A 20,987-nucleotide genomic window follows, 5' to 3' on the forward strand; every position below is an offset into this window, starting at 1 on the left:
TACTTTTGTATTACTTGAAGCAGTCCAGTTGAACGTCGTGCATTTATATGATGTTCCAGGCTTAACGTTTATTGTTGATTTTCCAGGAAGTAAAGACGTATAATTTGGTCTAATTACACAATAGTATGAAACAGATGAACTTTTACCATTTGAGCGATCATAAACTTTAGAAACGCCATCTATATGACAATTTCCACCTATTGACTTTAAAACACCATTGGAATATCCATACACCAATTCAACATGTGCACCACCATTAGGATTTGATGACGAGCTAAAGAAAACTAAATCTCCCGGAAGTGCTTCACTTTTACTAACAGTATGACCTCCTGCATTTTTTACCGCATTCATCAAGCTATAGCAGGAGCCATTTGCCGGTATTGCAATGCTCTGATTAGCTAGTCTTGCACAATCACTAACAAAATCTGCACACCATTGTTCCGTATAACCAAGTTGTGACTGTGTCATTCCAATTTGTGCCTTAGCAATAGCAACCATATCATTTTGTGCATTTCCTGTTAAAGTATATGATTTGTTAAAATTGTTTATTTTACTTTGCGTTGCACTCACCGACATAGTTGGCATAACGACCATTAAACTAACGATCATAAGCAAACTGGTAAACAAGCTTGCTATTCGTTTCTTCATAAGAATACCCCCTAAAAAAATCAAGTTTATACCAATATAATACTACCAAATTGTTTTGATGTCAATACATATTCAGACAAAATTAAAAATAATTTTGTCTGAATATGTTATAATATTTGCATTCAAAGTATTTAGTCAGTTTGATATCAGTTATTGTTTATTTTATAACAAATCACGCAGCTTATATTGACAAATTATGTAGAATGTGCTATAATATTAACCAATATTAGTATGTAATCCTATAAAAAATCATATCGTATTATTATTTGGAAGAAGGACGCGTTTATGGCAGATACTCAAAAATTGAAGATGCTGACCAATAAGTTTTTGGAACGATTGGACATCATCAAAGAACAGGTAAACCATGTTCAAGAAGCAGTTAATGATAAAATGCTCATGGAAAATGACAGCATTCAGCAAATCATTTCTGAAGCAGTTGATTTTTCGCAGTTGCAGGATTCATTAAGAACAGAATATACGAAACTGTTTCCAGATGAGCCAGTACCCCAACTGATTGATGACATTGAAGAGAAGATCCGTCTGCTCGACGAGTCATTGGCTAAACAAAAGGAACTTGATGAAGCCAAAGCGGTTATATCTAGGTTTAGCAGTATCACATCAGATATTGACAAATGTAAGGCGATGCTGAAAAAATATTTGGACAAACTTCAGGCTATCGACGCTGAAAGTATGTCTATAGAGGATTATAAGACCTCAACTAAACCATATGATGTTTTTTATGATGCTGTTAAGCTTGACGATAACAATGAAAGAACTATGCAGGCACAAACTATATATGGTCAATTTGACGGAGATATAATAGCAAACCTGCTGTTTGGCAATTTTTACATTGACGATAGCAAACTGCAAGATACTGTGGCTGAGAATGTTCCTGAAACAATAGCCAAAACCACATCACCTGATAAAGAATCAGTGATGACCGAAATTTCAGCAGTACCAGTCATGGCACCTATTGCCGAGAAAGTTGTTGAAGATAAGGAAGATAACGATACATCATCAAATGAAGTTGTCACACTGTTCAACACATCATTGAGAAGTAACGTCGGTAATTTTGAATTTGTATCAAATAAGGTTTCAGTTCCTGTTGACCATAAGGAATTTAAAAATCTTATGAAGAACAACTTAGCTAAAACAATATTGGCGTTATCTGAAAAAGGCTGCTCCATACCATTCCTTTATATACCTTTAGAAGATATAACAGATGAAAGCCTTAGGCTTTCGGCTGATGAACTCGTCAAAGCCGGTTACCTTGAATCCGCACACATCGCCGATCTGCCATATGTATTTCATATCAGCGCAAGAGGATATAAAGCAGTCAAGAAATATAACCAAAATAGATCTAGTTCATTTTTGATTACTGAAGATGAATCTTGCGTCCCTGAGCATAGTATCAATAATTATCTTATGACCTTAGGCACTTGTGCAGAATCGTTTATTAGGATCAAAATGTTTGACTCAGTACAAAAAGAAATAGATGAAAACGCAGAATTTATCGACTCAAAAGAATCAAAAGGAAATACATACTATATATCAGCAGGGCATTGTAAAATATTAGGCAAAAAAGGACTAAATTTTCTGTATGTTTCGTTTTGCCTTAATGGCAGCGATGATGCGGAACACTTTGTTACTGCCCTTAATGATTTTGTAGAAGAAGCAAACGAGGGATATGACTATCTGTTTATATCGTCTGATACTATAAATGAATGTGTAATATGCCGTGATATTATCAATAAAACATCTGATCAATCAGGTAAAAATCATGTGGTGTTACACTCTGTACTAACTGACGAATATCGCCTTGATAACGAAACTGTAAGTATCGAGCAGCTTGTAAATGCAATGTAGTCCAGCATATCTGAAACATTCGGCGTAAGCTTTATAACTGATGAGATGCTTGAAAACAAGTATAAAGAAACTGGAATAATTGTTTGCAACCATTCTGATATTGGAGTAGCCAATGTCGAATACAAAGACAGCATAAACGTTTTAACAAAGGATTTTAAGAAAGATATGAAGATCCCGATTCATAAGGCTGCAACTTCACTTTTTTCAGAATATGATAATTTGAACGAAAGATTTTTAAGAAGCAATATATGGGCAATGACACCTTTGCTAGCTAACATATCCATTGCAGAAAAAATGTTTGAGCTTGGTTATGCTAATAAGATCACGCTAGGTGATTTTGAACCTGTTTATACTTCAAGCAATGCGCTTGAAAGAAATCTAAATAGGGCAAATGTTTTGTGGCTAAAAAATAACAGCCGTTTTTCTTTCAAGCCACATTCTGTTACTTCACCAAGTGATAGAACACCACCAAGTTCTCCGGTTTTCAACAATATACTTTTGAACGCAATTGGTCATCTGAATGCAGCATCACCTGTTTATTCTGTTAAGTCTTGGAAATCAAATGCCACGTCATTCAATTCTAGCAATTTCTTTAGATTTAATGGAATCGAACTTAATTTTCCAAGTTCTATAAATGTGAATACTTATATCATATCTGCTTGTATTCCAAATGTAAAGGAACTTTCAAAACTGATAGATAAATCAAAGGATACTTTTTCAGAGTATTCCAATAATATTGATATTTTTATTGTTGCAGGTTTTTCAAAAGAAGAATGTGATTCTCTATACAATTACTATCATAACAACTATCAATGCTTCAATGAAGCAAAGCTCGTCTTGTATGTTATTAATGAAGATCGTTTTATCGACTTGGAAACAGAAAGTGATATAACAAGTAATGATATACAGGAATATATAGAAAATCTCTATCATTCAAAACTTAAATCCAAAATGTCAGCTACAGTAGATGAGCCTGTTTCCGTATCAGAATCTGAAATAGATGAAAGCTCTGATGTTGTCGAAAATTCTATAGAGCAAGAGAACACTGATGCTGTAGATACAGATACTAAATCGACTGAGATAATTCGGAACGAGCCTTTGACCGAAGTAATGAATGAAACACCTGTCGCTGAAACATCAAATAACAGTGATGAAGAAAATAGTGAAAGTGTTACAAACTCTTTCTTTATTGATGATGAAGAACTTTTGGACACTGTTTGCGGCTTGCTTGAAAAAGAAAAGTATGCCTGTGCGTCAGCCTATTTAAAAGCCATTTCAATGCAGAATAAAAGTTATAATCATTTATACACCACTTTGGGTTATGCAATGAATGACCCTGCTTTGTCCTGCAATTATACATCAAGCGTTATTTCTGGAATATTTGACAATGAAGCTTCTGATTATTCTGACCTGACAGAATTTTTCAGGATATGTGCTGTGCTCCGTACTTTATTCCAAGGCAATCAGCACGATTACCAATATAAGAGTCTTAGCGCGACTATTCAAGGATACAGTTACCTTAACGTTAACAAATATGTTATGGCACTGCTTCTTAAACTGTCTGAGTTCAAGGATTCCACAAATGGTCAGGGCATAGACGCTTATGCCGATTATCGTATAAAAGAAAATGTCAATACATCGAAAATGATCGATGAACACGTCAAGAACGCTAAGACATATTTTGAGCAATATTATAATAATCCTATCAAAGAGAAAAAAGCTCTTCCAAGATATATAGAAACAGTAAAAATGATATTGAAAAAGGACAATCCTCTGTATGATTGTTTAAGAGCCGCTTCTGAAGATGATAGAGCCAATGAAATACTTGAATATGTCCATGATTTTCTTTCTCCGGATTTCATTAATAATGGCTTTGAAATTCGCGGTTCTAACATCAGTAATGATAAGATCGATGAATTTATCGACTTCAACTGGGAACAAGCAGGCAAAGTTCAGCGTGAAAAGCACAAGTCAAGCAAACTTGTAAAAGAACTAAGAAATAATCTTTTCTCAATGCTTTCAAAAATGCTGACAGAAATAGCTGACTGGTATTACTATGTATCGTTGTACACAGAAAATGATAATCATAACACCTATGAGCACGAAAAGCATGACATTGTTGAAGTAATAAATAATGCAGTACAGGTATGCAATGAGATCGCCGTATCTGGTGACAGAGATAGATATACTATCGCCGGCAACGCCTGCATAAAAACAGTGTTATTGGAATTCCAATCAAAATTAAATGGCATATTTATTGATAACTCCAATAAATACTATTATTCGGACTTTCTGTATTATGCAGAGGTCATGCTTGATGATAATTTTATTCCTGTGATCGAAAACGAATTATCTGCTATAAATGCCTTTTCTCCTATCAGCAGGATACTCCGTCATGCAGATATGCCTGCAAGAGATATCAAAGAAAGGATAGACGAGATCTTTAACAGAACTCCCGACAGTGATCTTCACCTAAGTGATGATTATGGCTGCGCAAAATTGATCAAAGAATATCTTAGGTTGGCAAAAAACACTGAGTGGGACGATGATAAAAATGATATCGAGGCAAATGCACTTGACGCTTTAAAGCAGATGCACTTGATAAAGAGCAATTTTATCGGCACCCTTGAGCTTGACCAGAGCTACGGAAAAATAGACACAGACCGCAAAGAACGCCTGCTTTTGCTTGTTGATAAGCAGTATGAAAAAGCCATGAATACACATAACTTCGGCTTTTTTAATAGAATGCTTGACTATTGCAAGCATACTGTTGACGAAAATGCAAGTGCAAGAAAGATAACATTAAGCACTCATCTTGAAAATGCAAAAAAAGAATATGCTGATACACCAGAGGCACAGGAATTGATAAAGTCTGCTGAGTCCATGATGGATATTCAAAATTATACTGTAGTAGAAGATATCATTAATAGGATCCAGCAAAAGGACTTTACTAACAAAACCGCATTGGATTCAAAAGACTACCTTGAAGACTTTATCAGGGAATACGAAAAGATATTCAAGATCGTATATAACAGCAAAATCAGTAATGCTTCCCTTATCACTAGCCTTAACAGATTCAGTAGTGGCTATGGCAACAAGCACAGTAATTTCGCTTCAAGTCTGATAAACAACTTCCCTACTGCAGATAATATCCAAAAGGTACAAAGCTTCCTCGATGCGATAGGTTTCAATGTAGACTCTGTTGAACCTTATCAGGGCAAGAAGGCTTGTTACAATGTGTCTATCAAGAAACCACTTAACGGAAAAAGAGATAATTACCTGCACCCTATATATCCATTCGGTTCTTATGCTGTCGAAAAAGGCTTCAGGGTCATGTGTCTTTTCGGCAAGACCGATTATAATAATATTTTGGACGCTATCAATGAGATAGGAACAACTAAAAATACAATAATGATAGTAAACTGGGCGCTTGAACTGCATGACAGAAGAGAGCTTGCACGAAAGATCAAAGCAAATATGCCAGATGATAAGATATTCATAGTGATAGACAGAGTCGTTATGTATTATCTTGCTGATAAAAACGAGGAGAGCAAGAGTTCTATCAACCGAATACTGATGCAGATAACAGCTCCGTTTGCTTCTTTCCAGCCATATATGGAAGACGCATCAAAAGCCATACCAAGCGAAATGTTTATGGGAAGAGCAAAACTGCTCAGAGATATTGAAAGCCCTAAGGGTGCAAACGTTATCTGCGGCGGAAGACAGCTTGGTAAGTCCGCATTGTTGAGAATGGCAAAAACAGATATCAACGAAGACGATATAGGAAACAGAGCCGTATATGTTGAGATCAAAAATCTTGACCATAGAGAGGCTGCACTCAAGGTTTCCCAAAAGCTTATTGACGAGAATATTCTTGAAGATGTTAACAAGACAAACAATTGGGATGAACTTGCAAGATTCATCGAACTTCGCCTGAACGACAAGAAAAAGAAAAAAATACCATATTTTCTTCTTTTGATAGATGAAGCAGACAGTTTGTTTGAAAGCAGTAAGAATATAGACTATAACCCGATCAGAGCCTTGGAATCACTTCAGGCAGAAGAAAATGAAAGCTTTAAGTTTGTTTTTGCAGGATTAAGAAATCTTGTTAAGTTTGAAAGAGAACTTGCCAATGATGATAATTCCACGCTTCCACATATTACAGTTAAGACCATAAGACCATTTAACAATCAGGAAGCACGAGAACTTCTTGAAACACCTCTGCATTATCTGGGCGTGCGTTTTCCAAAAGATCAGGAGTATCTCATCTCATTGATACTTGCATCAACCAATTATTTTCCTGGCCTTATACATCAATACTGCGCTTCTCTTATAAAGTCAATGCAGGAAAAAGATTATGCAGACTATACAGTTGACAAGACACCGCCATATGAACTCACTGAAACACAGATAAAGAAAATACTTTCAGACGAGAATTTCAACAAAGATATTAAACGTAAATTCGATATCACCCTAAAGCTTGATACTGATAATTACTATGATATCATTGCAACTCTGGTTGCCTATTGCAGCTACAATATTGATTCTTCTAATGGCTTCACTGTCAGTGAGATCATGGAAGTTGCCGAAGATTTTGAGATCAAAAAGATAGTATCACAAGGCGTTGATAAGCTTGCAGCCCTTATGGACGAGCTTTGCGAACTCAATATTCTCAGAAAGAACAATGAAAATCGCTACCTGTTTGCCCGTCACAACTTTATTCAGATGCTCGGCAAGGATAAAAGCGAGATTGATGATAAACTGATACAGTATCTTGGGGAGTGATAAACCATGAAAACAAACGAACGCTGGTGGACTGTTGTCCCAAACTCTGTAAGATTTATAGATGACATTGCTGCCGTCCTTAAAGGCGGAAGCAGCGTCATATATTCCATATCTGAAAATTGCGAATGGAAAGATACGCTTCGTGATATAATCAAGGCAAAAATCTTTTCCGGCGTTGACAAGACGCATGAAATATCGGGAAGATCGATTGGAGATCGCACTCCCGGAGAATACTTAATGGAATCGTTTGTAAAAAAAGAGCTTCGCTCTAAATATAGAACATCAATCGGCTATGAAAAATTTTTGACCGATAAAGAAGATGAAACAAGTCTACTCCACAGTTTTATCTATCTCGTTGACCTGAATGATGAACAAACACATGATTGGGTAACTTTCATTGAAAACTATAACAAACTGCATAAATCTAAAATAGAGAAATGCAGATTTATCATCGAAACTAAAACAAATTTGAAAAGTAAATACAGCGGGATAAGACTATTTAAAAGAGGCGATTATTTGCATAACTATGACATCACGATTCTGTGCATGATGACAATATCCTCCAACAAAATACACAATATTTTCAGAAATTATGCGACCGAGCTAGCAACGCTTTGTTCCAATAATGATCCTGAGTTCGCCGCTGAACTGATAACAAGCAGTGATATGCTTATCAAAGACACAAATTCATTGATCAACAAAATTATTTCTAATTCTATAAGGAGCAATATGGAATCTTTTACGTTCACAGACGATCTAGACAGGAAGATCTGGGAAGCTCAGCTTAAAGTATTCTTTCCACTGATCGAACGATTCAGGCTTTATCTGATAGAAAAATACAAATATAATATCCATTTGGATAGCAGCGTAACAAATTTGAAAGGTGAAGAGATAAGATCCGAATATGATATAGAACTTGCGACGTTAAAATGGTTATGCAATAACCATGATCTATACATGAACAGTGGAGATTACAACGATCTTAATTTTTTTAAAGAATGTAGAAATAATCTAGCTCATTTAAAATATCTGCCATATGATAGTCTGAAAAGAATAGTTGAAACAACAGACAGAATATAAAAAGGCAGGGTCTTGTAATGTGGTTCAAAAAGTAGAATTTTATAGCGTAGCAGTTTAGAAGACTGCTACGCTAATATTCAATATTAGACAAGTATCATTTATAAGATTAAAACAATCCACATATTACGCATGGCATCCAAACTGTGGTTGTTCCGCTTATTAAAAGAATACTAAAAATATAAGTAGGTATCATCTATGAGTATAACTAAGGAAATCACAAAAATAATAGAATATCAAAATTCAACATTGCTATTAAAAGATAAAGAAAATAAAACTACTATTAACGCTTTAATTCAGCAAGCTATTGATGATTATGAAAATGGCAATTATGATTTTACAAGATTTAAAGAAGTAAATAAAAAACAAATTGGTAAAATTAGGCGCACCAAATCATATGAAACCTTCTCCTGTGAAAAAACATTGTGTATTTATTTAAAAAGAACCTTAGATAGAAAGTTTCATGTTAGATATCCTAATCGAAACGAGTATATGCATTCATTATTTAATGTGATAAGTGCATTGCACAATATGAATGATTATTCAATATTGAGATTCGATTTTGAAGACTTTTTTAATACAGTTTCAAGTGAATATGTTTTTAACAAATATATTTCAAAAATTTCTTTAGAAAGGTTTCAAATTACGTTATTTGAGAAATTTGTCACAAATACCAAATACGCTTACGCTGGATTAAATACATCGAATATACTATGCGAAATAATTGCAAAAGATTTTGATGATGTTCTGTCATTGAAGTTAAAAAATCATGGGCTTATTTTCTATCGTCGCTATATCGATGATGGAATACTGGTATTTAACAAGCGTGTGGAAGAAACCTTATGTATATCGATCATCAACGAAGCTATACAAGAAGTGTTTTTTGATAAAAGCATAGCTGTGAAATATTGTTGCAAAACACGATTGAACAACACAAAAACGAAATATATTTCCGCTCGAGATTTGGCTACATCTAAAAAATCAGATGATTTTGATTTTTTAGGATATCAATTTGAATTATCGCCCAATTTTGATGCACATAATAAAACTAAAACTACTTTCAAGTATGGCATAACACAAAAGAAAATTGATAAATATTCAAAACGGATTGACGACCTTGTAAAGGCGTACCAAATCGATGGTAATATGGAATTGTTACGACATCGAATAAAAGCATTTACTTACAGGACAGTATATCAACTGCCAAAATATAAATCTTTAATTTGGAAAACAAAAGGTTTTATTTCAAATTATCAAGAACTAAGATATAGACTAGATTATCTTACTGTTGACACAAAAGATTTTTTAGAAAATGCCATTGTTAAGGCATTTGCAAAAAACAAAATCAACGTACCATATTTTTTGAAGGTGAAGAAAGAAGAATCTATATATAATTTATATAATAATATGAAGAAATACAGAACTCTTTTGTTTGTAGAATCTATAGGAATTAGCAAAGATACTTTGGATAAAATTTGTAAGCAAATAGGAATTTGGGATATGACAAAAAGTTACGATGGATTAGTTCGCGACTATTTAATTAAAGTTAAAGTTGGGCATTAAAAATCAAAGGGCATCGGGTTGCCCCGACACCCTTTAACCGAATCTAAAAAATCATATAGACTCTTAACATAATCGTTAGGTTTCCCTTTAAAACGGTTATGCCGCTGATGTGTGCGATTATACAATCGCAGTTAGAACAGTACTACTCTAACATTAGTATTATAACATAAAGGAGATTAAAAAGCAATGGGAAATAAAAATAACATTGAACGCAACAAAATTGACTACCTTCTAACCGATATTATGCCTGTTGAAATTTCCGAATTGTTTTCATACGGTAAATTCTACGAATTTCTTTTGGAACATCGAAAGGAATTGGATGGTATTGTTAAAGAACTTATGAAACTTAAAGCATCTGGGAAAGAATATCTATTTAATGGAGGAAAATGGGCTTCTACTCCTTTAAAATACAACATTCTAAAAGGCGTAGATGGTGCAAGGGAAATCAATTTAACACAACCTATATCTGCATTAAATATTTATCTCTTCATTGAATGCTATCAAAAGGAAATTTTAGGCTTCTTAGAAAATAACAATTGTTTTTCACTACGATATCATAGAAAAAATAATGATTTGTTTTATAAAAGAAAAAGTAAACGACTAACAGAGTATTTTGCAAAAACTTCAAAGAAAATAGATAAAAGTGTTTTACAACAAACAGGTGCATATTTTAAAATTCACAAATTTAATTCAGTTTCTTCTTTTGTTAACTCAAGATTATGGCAACATTGTAATTTCAAATATAAATATTTTGCAAAAGTTGATTACAAATCATGTTTTAGCAGTATCTATACGCATACATATAAATGGATCATAGAACGAAATACCATTGATTCAAAAGAAGCTAAAAACAGCAACCTATTTATTGTTATTGATAGGATCTTACAAAATATTAATGGTAAATCTTCTAATGGCGTTATTGTAGGGCCAGAATTCTCAAGAATGATTGCTGAAATATTACTTCAACATATTGATAAAGAAATTCTCCAAAATCTTCAAACTAAAGGACTTTCAATGACAAAAGATTTTAGAGTTTTTAGATATGTGGACGATATTTATATCTTTGCAAATGCACCCATTATTACAGATACTATTGTAAAAACGATAGAATCTACTGCGCAAAAATATCTGTTACATTTAAATGAACTGAAATATTACACTGCAGAGACACCCGTTATATTAAACGATTGGATAGACAAAACAAGAGTATTTGCCGATAAAGTTTCAGAGTTATTTTACAGAAAGATGGAATTACATGAATCAAAAGAGATAGACCATTTGGTAAAAAACACATATATATCTTTAGATAGGATGAAAAATGAATTTTCTTTGTTAATGAACGAATTTCCAAAGAACCGACGATTTATAGTTTCGTATATTTTAAGCACATTGTTGAACAATATAAGTAATAAAAAAGACGGTTATAAACTTTTTGATGACGGTAAGGCAAGCAAAGCTTTTATTCTTCTTGAGTTAGCTTTTTTTGTTTATTCATTTTGCCCATGCTTTGAGCATTCTCAAAAAGTAATTTCGATGATAGTGTATTTTGATGACGAATTAAAATTCATAGAAGATGAAAAGAATCATAAAAAATTACTCGATCTTATCAGAAGATATTCATTCATATATGAAAAGTCAAATCTTAATGATATATGTAATTGGTTTGTATTCTTTTACGAATATAAAATATCTTTACTACCGCATAGTGAAGATGTAATACTTGAGAATGTAATCGCAGAAAACAGCCCTATAATTTTAGCTAATTACTTGATATATAGTCAGTATGATAAATCCTATAATTCAACTATATTACAGGAAGCGGAAGCAATTATTGATAATAATATTTCTAATATGATTCCTTATGAGCCTTTATTGCAGCGCGAGTTCTGGTATGTGTTAATATTTTGCAATTGTCCATATATATCAACAGGATTAAAAGCACAATTGCAAAATAAAGTCAACGAAATTCACTGTACTGGAACTTCTCCGTGCGATAAGGCAAATAATTTAATATTTGAATTTATAAAGACAAATAAATCCAACCTGTTTTTTTATTGGGGTTATTATAATTTTAATGCCAGCAAACAGTTGACATATAGAACTTATCAGAGAACATTGTTTAAACAATATAAAAGCAGGTACTCATTGGAACTATATGGCAGCTTGGATTCATAATTTATATGGATAACATCACACTCTACCCACTGAACAACAAATAAGCTAAACTAGATGTACCGAAATTTTAGACGTTCTGGTCATGGGCTGAAAAAGCAGCGCCGACTGTTCTTGCAAAATCAAAATTTGGCAAGCCATTTGAATATGCGTTTAAGAGAAGAGAATATCTTGGCAGCTATTTCCAAAATGGAGATTGTGTTATCTCAAACAATGCAGCCGAGAATGCGATCAGGCCATTTACTGTAGGCAGAAAAAACTGGCTGTTCAGTGACACTCCAAAGGGTGCCAAAGCAAGTGCAGCGATCTATAGCATTGTGGAGACAGCAAATGCAAACGGACTTGATGTTTTTAAATACTTTGAATTGTTGCTGACATTTCTCCCGAGCATGGAGTTCCTGACCAATCCGGATATCATTGAGGAACTGCTGCCATGGAATGAGGCTACACAGAAGATCTGCAAATTACCGTGAAATATAGGCGCTGTAAAAAAACGCGCAATAAAAAAAGACTGCAACCACCCTTAAAAGGGTAGGAAAGCAGTCTTTTTTGTGGTATAATAAATTTGATGAAAAATACCAACAAGAATATAATACACCATATCAATTAAAATTTCCTATAGAAATTGAAAAAATTATTGAAACAACAGATCCGGTATATACATTTTGTGAAGTTATTGATCATATTGACCTAAATAAATACCTGACGACTGAGGAACGCAGGACAGGCAGACCAAGATATGATGAAAAAACTTTGCTAAAAGTAATACTGTTCGCATTCATGGAAAATGGCTATGAATCATTAAGAAAAATAGAAAAGCTGTGCAAAACAGATATCCGCTTTATGTGGTTATTACAGGACGAACCGCCGCCAAGCCATATGACGATAGACAATTTTATGAACAATGTGCTTAACGGAAAAATAGAAGAGATATTCGCTGACATCAATGCTTACATATTTGAACAAGAAAACGTAGATATGGATCATGTGTACATAGACGGAACAAAGATAGAAGCCAACGCAAACAAATACAGCTGGGTATGGAAAAAGAGCTGTGAGAAAAATCGCGTGAAAGTATTTGCAAAGATAACAGAACTGTTAAGTGAGATAAATAAAAGAATAGCCGCATTTGGTGTGAAATTTGGAGTTCGCGAAGAATATGCCATCGAATATCTCGAACAGATATTGAAGCAATATATACAGCTTTGCGGTTTTGATCCTGCTTCTGCTGTCAGGGGACGTGGACATCATAAAACTCCAGAACAGCGATATTATGATAAGCTTACAAGTTACATTGCGAGACTAAAAAAGTATGCAGAGCACATAAAAATATGCGGCAATGAACGAAACAGTTATTCCAAAACAGACCATGATGCAACATTTATGCGTATGAAAAAAGACTATATGGGAAACGATCAACTGCTCCCAGGTTACAACATACAATTTGGCGTTTGCGATGAGTATATCGCCGTATATGACGTAAAGCAGTATGCCTCGGATATGGATTGCTTCAAGCCGCTTATGGAAAAATTCCACAGAATATATGGAAAATATCCTGAATATCCAGTTACCGACGCAGGCTATGGAAGCTTCAACAACTATCTGTACTGTGAAGAACACGGAATGGGAAAATACATGAAATTTACCATGTATGAAAAAGAAAGCAAGAATATTAAATACCATAATGATCCATACAGAGCAGTGAATTTCCGCATAGATGAAAACGGTGATCTGCTGTGTCCTAACAACAAAAAATTCCACTACGTTTACAGTCGACCCATAAAGGGAAACAAATATGGGAGAACAGAAGAATTCTATCAGTGTGAAGAATGTGCAAACTGTTCTCATAAAGAAAAGTGCTGCAAATGCAAGGGAAATCGCATAGTTCGCATAAATGAAGAATTGACTGCATTTCACAAAGAAGTTTTGGACAATCTTAATTGTATTCATGGAGCGCTTCTCAGAATGAACAGAAGCATTCAATCTGAGGGTGCAAATGGTATCATCAAGTGGAATCGGTCATACACAAGAGCCAGAAGACGTGGCTTAAATGCCATGAATTTAGAAATTGCGATGATTTGCTGTGGTTTTAATCTGCATAAATTTCACTTGAAGAAGATCGCTATCGAAAAAGCGGCATAAAAAAATATTTTTCAACATTTTAATAATCGGCAAAAAGCGCTGTATTTTCTGCCGGTGTGTTTGCTGTACCCTTTTTTCAAGATTAGATAGTTCTTTTTTGCTGTGTGATATATTAAAGCCCGTGGGCTTCCATATCGAGGAAATCCACGGGCTTTGTTGCGCTTTTTTTTACAGCGCCTTTTTTTTTGTATATCAACATAGCAAAAGTACCTTATGACTTGCATTAAGGCACTTTTTTTGTTTTGCAATTTTATTTTCAATAGTCAGCCTAAAGTAAACTAATTTTAAACGGACATACCTTTGTCTGGCAATTATGCTATACTGAAAGCAAGATAAAATGACAAAATACAATGACCTGCCGCACCGATAATTTGACATTTTTGGTTAAAATAAAAAAATATTCTTCGAAAACGTTATACTAAGCTGCCAGCTTAACAAATTCAAAATCAAATGTGGTATAATTGTAAGAAAGAGGGGTAATAAAATGGAAAATGAGTGTTTGGACAGAGTCCTTGAAATATTTTATCGGCTTTTGCACGGCGAGGTCGTACCTAACAGGCTTATTGCGGAGGAGTATGGGATATCGTCAAAGAGCGTAAGCCGTGACATTGGCAGGATAAACGATTTTCTAGCGGAACACAGGGATCTTATGCAAAATGCCGAGGTCACATACTCCCACAAGGACAGGGCATACATACTTAAAAGCGACGAATTTCTGAAAAATCAGGAGCTTTTTGCCTTAGTAAAAGTGATACTTGGGGCACGTTGTTTCAGCAAAGAAGACATGCTATCCGTAGTTTCAAAGCTGAAAAAATTCACTACTGCCAATGACCGCAAGCTTCTTGACGAGGTGATCCGCAGGGAGATATATCATTATCACGAGGTCAGGTCTGACTGCGACAGCGTGATAGACAATCTTTGGCGGCTTGTGCAGTGCATTGACGGCAAAAAGGTCATTTCGGTGACGTATCTGAAAATGGACAGAAGTGAGGTCGTCAGAAAGCTGAAGCCTGCGGCGATAATGTTCAGCGAATATTATTTCTATCTTATCGCATATGCGGCTGATGACACGCAATACAAGGCGAGGTACTTCCGCATTGACAGGATAAAGGGGATAGTTGAGCACAGAGAGAAGTTTGAGCTTTACCGTGAACGCAGCTTTGACGAGGGCGACCTGCGTGAGAAAAATCAGTTTATGTTCCCGGGCAACAATGTGCGGATAACCTTTGAGTTTTCGGGGCTGCCTTTGCAGGCAGTTCTTGACAGATTGCCCACCGCAAAAGTCATTGAGCAGAACGGCACAAAGAGCGTTATCACTGCCGAGGTCAACTACGGCAGGGGGATAATAATGTACCTGCTGTCACAAGGCTCGTGGGTGAAAGTCCTTGAGCCAAAACCGCTGGTGGAGGATATGCGGAGGGAGATAGAATTGATGAGAAATTATTATTAGGAGAGGTTTAGTATTCACAGAACCAAGTTAGAAAGCTTGCAAATCCTTTATCTATGAGGGTTTGCGAGTTTTTTGTTTTACAATAAAAACAGCTTCCGAACAGCCGCTGACAACTGCTCGGAAGCTAATGCTTTACCTATCATATATCGCTTATCCCTGCACTATCTTTCTTCTTGCACATGATCCTATACCCCACTCTCCCGTAAATAAAACTCAGAACCCAGCCTGCCGGCATCGACAGCCATACCGCCGATACGCCTATGACCGATACCAGAGCGTAGGTGAAAATAATTCGGAACGTGAGATTTATTATGCTTCCGGATAAAAACAGCTTCAAACACCCAAACCCCCTTAACATTCCGTTGAAGCTTGAATTTATTCCCATTATTATATAACAAAACGCAAGGTCTGTCATGTAACCCATGCCTGTTTCTATGGCGGAAGCTGAGGAGCTTGACAAGTCCATAAAAAAGCCCAAGAATCGCCGCCTGAGAAGCATTATCACTGCAAATTCTATCACCGCTATGCCTGCGCATAACAGCACGCTCGCCTTGTAGCCCTCTCTGATACGCTCTTTTTTGCCTGCCCCAAGATTTTGTGCTGTGTAGGTGGATACCGCATTTCCGCAAGCTATGAACGGCATTATGGCAAAGGAGTCTATCTTTGAAGCCGCCGTGTACCCTGCAAGCACGTCCGAGCCAAAGGGATTGACGGCAGACTGCACTATTAACATTCCCACCGACACCACTGACTGCTGTATCACCGATACTGCCGCATAGGACGACATCTCTTTTAACACCGCCCCCGAAAAGAAGCTGAACTCTGCTCTTTCATGGTCTTTTATGTATACCTTGTCAGTAAGAAGCAGAAACGATATCACTGCCGATACTCCCTGAGCAATGAAAGTCGCCCATGCCGCACCTGATACACCCATGGAAAATCCACCTACAAACAAAAGGTCAAGCCCTATGTTCAGCAAAGAGGACATCACAAGCAGATGAAAAGGCGTCTTTGAGTTGCCAAGGGCACTAAATACCGACGCTTGCACATTGTAAAGAAACATAAACGGCATACCTAAGGAATATATCCGCAGATAGTTTGCAGCGTCATTTATGATATTCTGCGGCGTTTTCAGAAGTCTTAAAAGCGGCATACTAAGCACCACCCCAAGCACCGCTATCAACGCTGCGACCATAAGTGAAAATATCAGCACAGTGGAAATGCCCGTCTTGACCTTTGACTTGTTCCCGGCACCGCAGTATTTCGCTATAAGCACCGATGTTCCTATGCCCGTACCAGTTGCAACGGCTATCATGACCATTGTCACTGCAAAGGAAACTCCCACCGCCGCAAGAGCTTCGTCACCATTTATCTTGCCTACTATTATGGTGTCCATGGTGTTGTAAAGCTGTTGAAAAAGATTTGCAAATATAAGAGGCTGTGCAAATCGGAATATTATTTTCTTAGGGTCGCCCTCTGTCATTATTACATTTTCCGGCTTATTCTTCAAATTCTTCACCGCCTGTGAATGTGGGTATGTATCTTTGCTGGTTTACGTCAAAAAGCCCTTTTTCCGTCAGCCCCACCTCTGGGATAGTCTGACACAGCGACACTGTAAGCACCACCGTCATACGCTGTATGTTTCCGCCTGTGAGGGCAAGGGCTTCTCTGAAAGCTTTCTGTGCCTTTATCTCGTCTGTGATGTTTTCACCGCTTAGTATGCCTGCCACAGGAAGGGAGTAAAGCCCTGCCACCTTGCCGTCAATAGCCATAGCCGCACCGCCGCCGTTCGCTTCAACAGCTTTCACAGCGCAAAGCATATCCGCAGGGTCAACGCCCGATACAACGACATTATTGCTCTCCTGAGCAAAGCTTGCGGCAACAGCTCCCCTTTTAATGCCAAGACCTTTTATAAAACCACTGCCTATCTCACCACTCCTGCCGAAACGCTCCACAACGAATATGGGCAGAATATCGGCTTTTGTATCACCGCATACAATGCCGTTGCTGACTTCAAGCCTGCCTTTTACAAGCCTTGTGACTATGCCACCCTCGGGCATTTCAATTGCATTTGCAGTAACATAGCCCCTCTCAAAGCCTGCTTTTATCTCAAAAGAATGGCTGTCAAGCCCTCTGGGCAATATCACAGTGTTTTTAAGCTCAGGATAGCAAGTTATGTCAAACTCATGCCTGCAAAGAAACTCGCCGTTTTCAGCCACAAGCCTGCCCTGGTGATAGACCTTTTTCACTGTCATATTTTCAAGGCTATCCATAAGCAGAAAATTCGCCTTTCTTGAGGGAGCCACCGAGCCTATGATATCGTCAACACCATAATGCCGTGCGGCATTGAGAGTTGCCATTTTTATCGCTGACACAGGGGAAATACCGCATTTCACTGCAATGCGCAGAGCATTATCTATACAGCCGTTTTCCTTTATATCCTCCGCAGACTTGTCATCAGTGCAGAACATTATATCGTCCGTAGGGATATGATTTTTTACTATCCCCTCGCAAAGAGTTCGGCAGTTCGGCTCTATAGTTCCCTCTCTTACCAACACCGCCATTCCGCAGGCTAGCCGCTGCTCAAGGTCGCTTATGCTTTCGCACTCATGGTCGTCACAAAGCCCGGCGCAAGCCGCCTGCTGAACGTCACGAAATCCCATTGACGGACAGTGACCGTTCACCTTTACACCTGCCCTTTTTGCCGCACCCAGAAGCTTTATTATCTCCTCATTCCCGACCACAGCACCGCTTATCTCACCCACAGTTTTCGCCCTGCACTCTTTGATAACATTGGTGATATCGTCTTGCGTTTTCAGAGTGGAAAGATACTGCGAAGAAAGCTGCAAAAAGCTCTCTACGGGCATTTCCCCAAGCATTTCGCATATAGCTTTTATGCCCTTAAGACCAAGAGTATTGGACATCTGCATAGGGTCAAAGAATACACAGCCCGTTCCGTGTGGCACTGCGCCCTCGCAGTATGCAAAAGAAGTGAGCTTTGAGGACTCTATGTGCATATGAGCGTCGATAAAAGAAGGCGCAAGATACATTCCTCTGCAATCAATAAACTCTGTTGCTCTAGGCTCAAAGTCAGGGCAAACTGCGGCGATAATGCCGTTTTTTATCCCCACCGAGCCGCTGTCTATTATCCGTTCTCTGTAAACGTCAACTATCCTTGCGTTGTAAAAATAAATATCAAAAGGCAGCTTACCCTTAGCCGCCAGTATAAGTTCCTTTAGCTGCCGATCATTCATAAGCTGCCTCTTTCAGATACAAATATTATCAGTGTTTATATAGCGACTTGTTCAGCGCAAGATTGCAAAGCACATTGATTATACATCTTGACGCCGCAAGTGAAGTTATCTCGCTCACATCAAACGGAGGAGATACCTCCACAACGTCCATTCCACAGATACCGGGAGCTGTCACGAGCTTGAGAAGCCTTAAAAGCTCTCTCGGGAGCATACCGCCAAAATCAGGTGTGCCAGTACCCGGGCAGAAAGCAGCTTCCAGAACGTCTATATCAAGGCTCACATACACTGCCTTACAGCCCTTCCATGCGATATCGAGGGCAAGCTCTGCCACCTTGTCGATACCATACTTGTCTATATCCTCCATTGAGATCGCAGTACAGCCGCTGTCACGGGTGAATTTCGACCATGACTTGCAGCAGTTTCCGCCTATGCCTATCTGCACAAGATTTTTTGCGCTGAGGTTAGGCAGGTGAGTGGAATGATACCATTCTGTGCCGTGCATTTTTTCGTCCATTTGGATAGCGTCGCAATCGCTGTGGCGGTCGATATGGATAACGCCGATATTGCCGTCGATATACTTTGAAATGCCCCTGAGCGTAGGGAAAGTAGTAGAGTGGTCGCCTCCAAGAACGATAGGCGTTACCCCCTGAGAGAATATATATCCTATGCCCTTTGTTATCTGGTCGAAAGTCTTTTCGGCATTTGCAGGAAGTGTGTAAATATCTCCTGCGTCGCAAAGCTTTATGTTTTCGTATAGGTCAACGCCATAGTCAGGGTTGAAAGGGGATATCTGCGAAGAAGCGTGTCTTATGCCGGCAGGGCCAAGTCTTGTGCCTGAACGGTTTGACGCTCCGCTGTCATATGGGATACCCACCACTGCAACGTCATATTCCGACACCTTATGGATATCCTCGCAGAAAGGACTTCTGAGAAAAGTTTCGTGGCTTGTGTATGTAGGGCCGAGATTTGTTCTTGCAAAACAGCTCATGCCCTCGCTTTTAATGCTGTCCACAGGCTCTAATCCAAGCTCAACGGCTCTCTTTGCCATTGTAGGAAATCTTGTGTTGCCAAATTCATCAAATCTTGCCGCCGTTTTCATGGCGTGCAGTTCATTTCTGTCTATCATGATTATTTCTCCCTGCTTTCTTTTATAAGCGGAAACTGAAGCTCCGCAATAGTTTCATCACTGTTGTCCGTAAGGGTTATGTCTATACGGTATATCATCACCCCGACGCTTCCAAGGGTGTAGCCATGCTCCTGTGCAAGACAACGCATTTTCATTATAAGCTCACCGAAATAGCTGTAGCAATTCCTGTGAAAAGCGCAAACGTATTTTCCTCCTGCCACTGTTGTGAAGCTTTCCTTGTCAGCCTGATCTGCCGAGCAGAACACCATAGGGCAGACCTCGGAATCCATATCGTCAGGGTCAACTGAGTTTTTTATGGTCATTGCCACCTTATCAGTGGCAAGCACAGGTGAAGTTCCGCCTATAGCCTCCTCAAGCTTCATAAACTCTATACCGGTGAGATTTGTTCTGAACTTGTTGCTCTCCCCTTTGAGGGCATATCGTTCAGGAAGCTCCTTTATCACAGGGTCATCAAGCTTGAAATCTGTGTTGTTAAGTTCTCTGATAAATTTAAGCTTTTCTTTCAGCACACGGCTTATTTCAAGCTTATCCGCTATCTCCTGCTGTAAAAGCTCATAACGCTGTCTGAGAACACGCTCGGACTTTTCAAGGTTTCTGTCGCTGAAATAGTCCTCTATTTCTTTCAGTGATAAGTTCAGCCTGCGAAGCTCTTTTATAGTGCCAAGCTTTTCACACTGCTGTGCCGAATAAAACCTCCGCCCTGTGAGCTTGTCAACATAGTCAGGTCTTAAAAGCCCTATCTTATCGTAATATCTAAGCCGTTCGGTAGGTATGTTTCGATACTTTGCTATCTCGGTTATGCTCAGAAGCTTTTCCCCATTCGGGACAAGCTGTCCGTTTTCGTCTGTATAAAACACAGTGTATTTCATATCATCAGTCATAT

The 20,987-nt window shown here is 37.8% G+C and carries 13 protein-coding genes and 1 pseudogene; 9 read left to right on the plus strand and 5 right to left on the minus strand.

The window, feature by feature from the left end; genetic code table 11:
- Positions 1-648 (minus strand): NlpC/P60 family protein (locus DW938_RS01675; RefSeq protein ID WP_147342351.1); only part of this gene is annotated, 648 nt, incomplete at its 3' end.
- A gap of 285 nt (positions 649-933) precedes the next feature.
- On the opposite strand from DW938_RS01675, the gene DW938_RS01680 reads away from it, so the two are divergent.
- The 9 genes and pseudogenes from DW938_RS01680 to DW938_RS01715 all read left to right on the plus strand — a co-directional run bounded on the left by DW938_RS01680 (position 934) and on the right by DW938_RS01715 (position 15,703).
- Positions 934-2,514, plus strand: coding sequence for a hypothetical protein (locus DW938_RS01680; RefSeq protein WP_118123721.1), 1,581 nt, complete (start codon positions 934-936; stop codon positions 2,512-2,514).
- Positions 2,515-2,679: 165 nt separating this feature from the next.
- Positions 2,680-7,299, plus strand: coding sequence for a hypothetical protein (locus tag DW938_RS01685; RefSeq protein WP_147342352.1), 4,620 nt, complete (start codon positions 2,680-2,682; stop codon positions 7,297-7,299).
- 6 nt (positions 7,300-7,305) lie between these two features.
- Positions 7,306-8,379, plus strand: coding sequence for a hypothetical protein (locus DW938_RS01690; protein ID WP_118123723.1), 1,074 nt, complete (start codon positions 7,306-7,308; stop codon positions 8,377-8,379).
- A 195-nt stretch (positions 8,380-8,574) separates the two neighbouring features.
- Positions 8,575-9,939, plus strand: a complete 1,365-nt coding sequence (locus DW938_RS01695) for a reverse transcriptase domain-containing protein (RefSeq protein ID WP_117878517.1) — start codon at positions 8,575-8,577, stop codon at positions 9,937-9,939.
- 186 nt (positions 9,940-10,125) lie between these two features.
- Positions 10,126-12,114, plus strand: coding sequence for an RNA-directed DNA polymerase (locus DW938_RS01700; RefSeq protein ID WP_118123724.1), 1,989 nt, complete (start codon positions 10,126-10,128; stop codon positions 12,112-12,114).
- A gap of 86 nt (positions 12,115-12,200) precedes the next feature.
- Positions 12,201-12,392, plus strand: a pseudogene (locus DW938_RS15235) (transposase); the annotation flags it as partial.
- Positions 12,393-12,428: 36 nt separating this feature from the next.
- Positions 12,429-12,584 carry a transposase domain-containing protein gene (locus tag DW938_RS15070; protein WP_242992330.1) on the plus strand — a complete coding sequence of 52 codons (156 nt, stop codon included), beginning with the start codon at positions 12,429-12,431 and terminating at the stop codon, positions 12,582-12,584.
- A gap of 76 nt (positions 12,585-12,660) precedes the next feature.
- Positions 12,661-14,253: an IS1182 family transposase gene (locus tag DW938_RS01710; RefSeq protein WP_118123725.1), complete on the plus strand. Its 1,593-nt coding sequence runs from the start codon at positions 12,661-12,663 to the stop codon at positions 14,251-14,253.
- A gap of 484 nt (positions 14,254-14,737) precedes the next feature.
- Positions 14,738-15,703, plus strand: coding sequence for a WYL domain-containing protein (locus DW938_RS01715; RefSeq protein ID WP_117877678.1), 966 nt, complete (start codon positions 14,738-14,740; stop codon positions 15,701-15,703).
- A 139-nt stretch (positions 15,704-15,842) separates the two neighbouring features.
- Here the strand turns inward: DW938_RS01715 and DW938_RS01720 are convergent, their stop codons facing one another.
- From DW938_RS01720 to DW938_RS01735, 4 genes are read right to left on the minus strand one after another with little or no spacing between them, the layout of a single operon-like run.
- A complete protein-coding gene (locus DW938_RS01720; protein ID WP_118123726.1) occupies positions 15,843-17,213 on the minus strand; it encodes an MATE family efflux transporter in 1,371 nt (456 codons plus the stop codon).
- Positions 17,203-18,957 (minus strand): adenine deaminase C-terminal domain-containing protein, encoded by a 1,755-nt coding sequence (locus tag DW938_RS01725; protein WP_118123727.1) that lies wholly within the window; start codon positions 18,955-18,957, stop codon positions 17,203-17,205. Before DW938_RS01725 ends, DW938_RS01720 begins: the two co-directional genes overlap by 11 nt.
- 28 nt (positions 18,958-18,985) lie before the next feature.
- The gene (gene speB, locus DW938_RS01730; RefSeq protein ID WP_117858905.1) at positions 18,986-20,083 is read right to left on the minus strand and encodes an agmatinase; all 1,098 of its coding nucleotides are present in this window, start codon (positions 20,081-20,083) and stop codon (positions 18,986-18,988) included.
- Positions 20,084-20,085: 2 nt separating this feature from the next.
- The gene (locus tag DW938_RS01735) at positions 20,086-20,985 is read right to left on the minus strand and encodes a MerR family transcriptional regulator (RefSeq protein ID WP_038672593.1); all 900 of its coding nucleotides are present in this window, start codon (positions 20,983-20,985) and stop codon (positions 20,086-20,088) included.
- Positions 20,986-20,987 lie beyond the last annotated feature (2 nt).

Origin of the sequence: Ruminococcus sp. AM43-6, from assembly GCF_003461785.1 — a bacterium.
GTDB classification, from domain to species: Bacteria; Bacillota; Clostridia; order Oscillospirales; family Ruminococcaceae; genus Hominimerdicola; species Hominimerdicola aceti.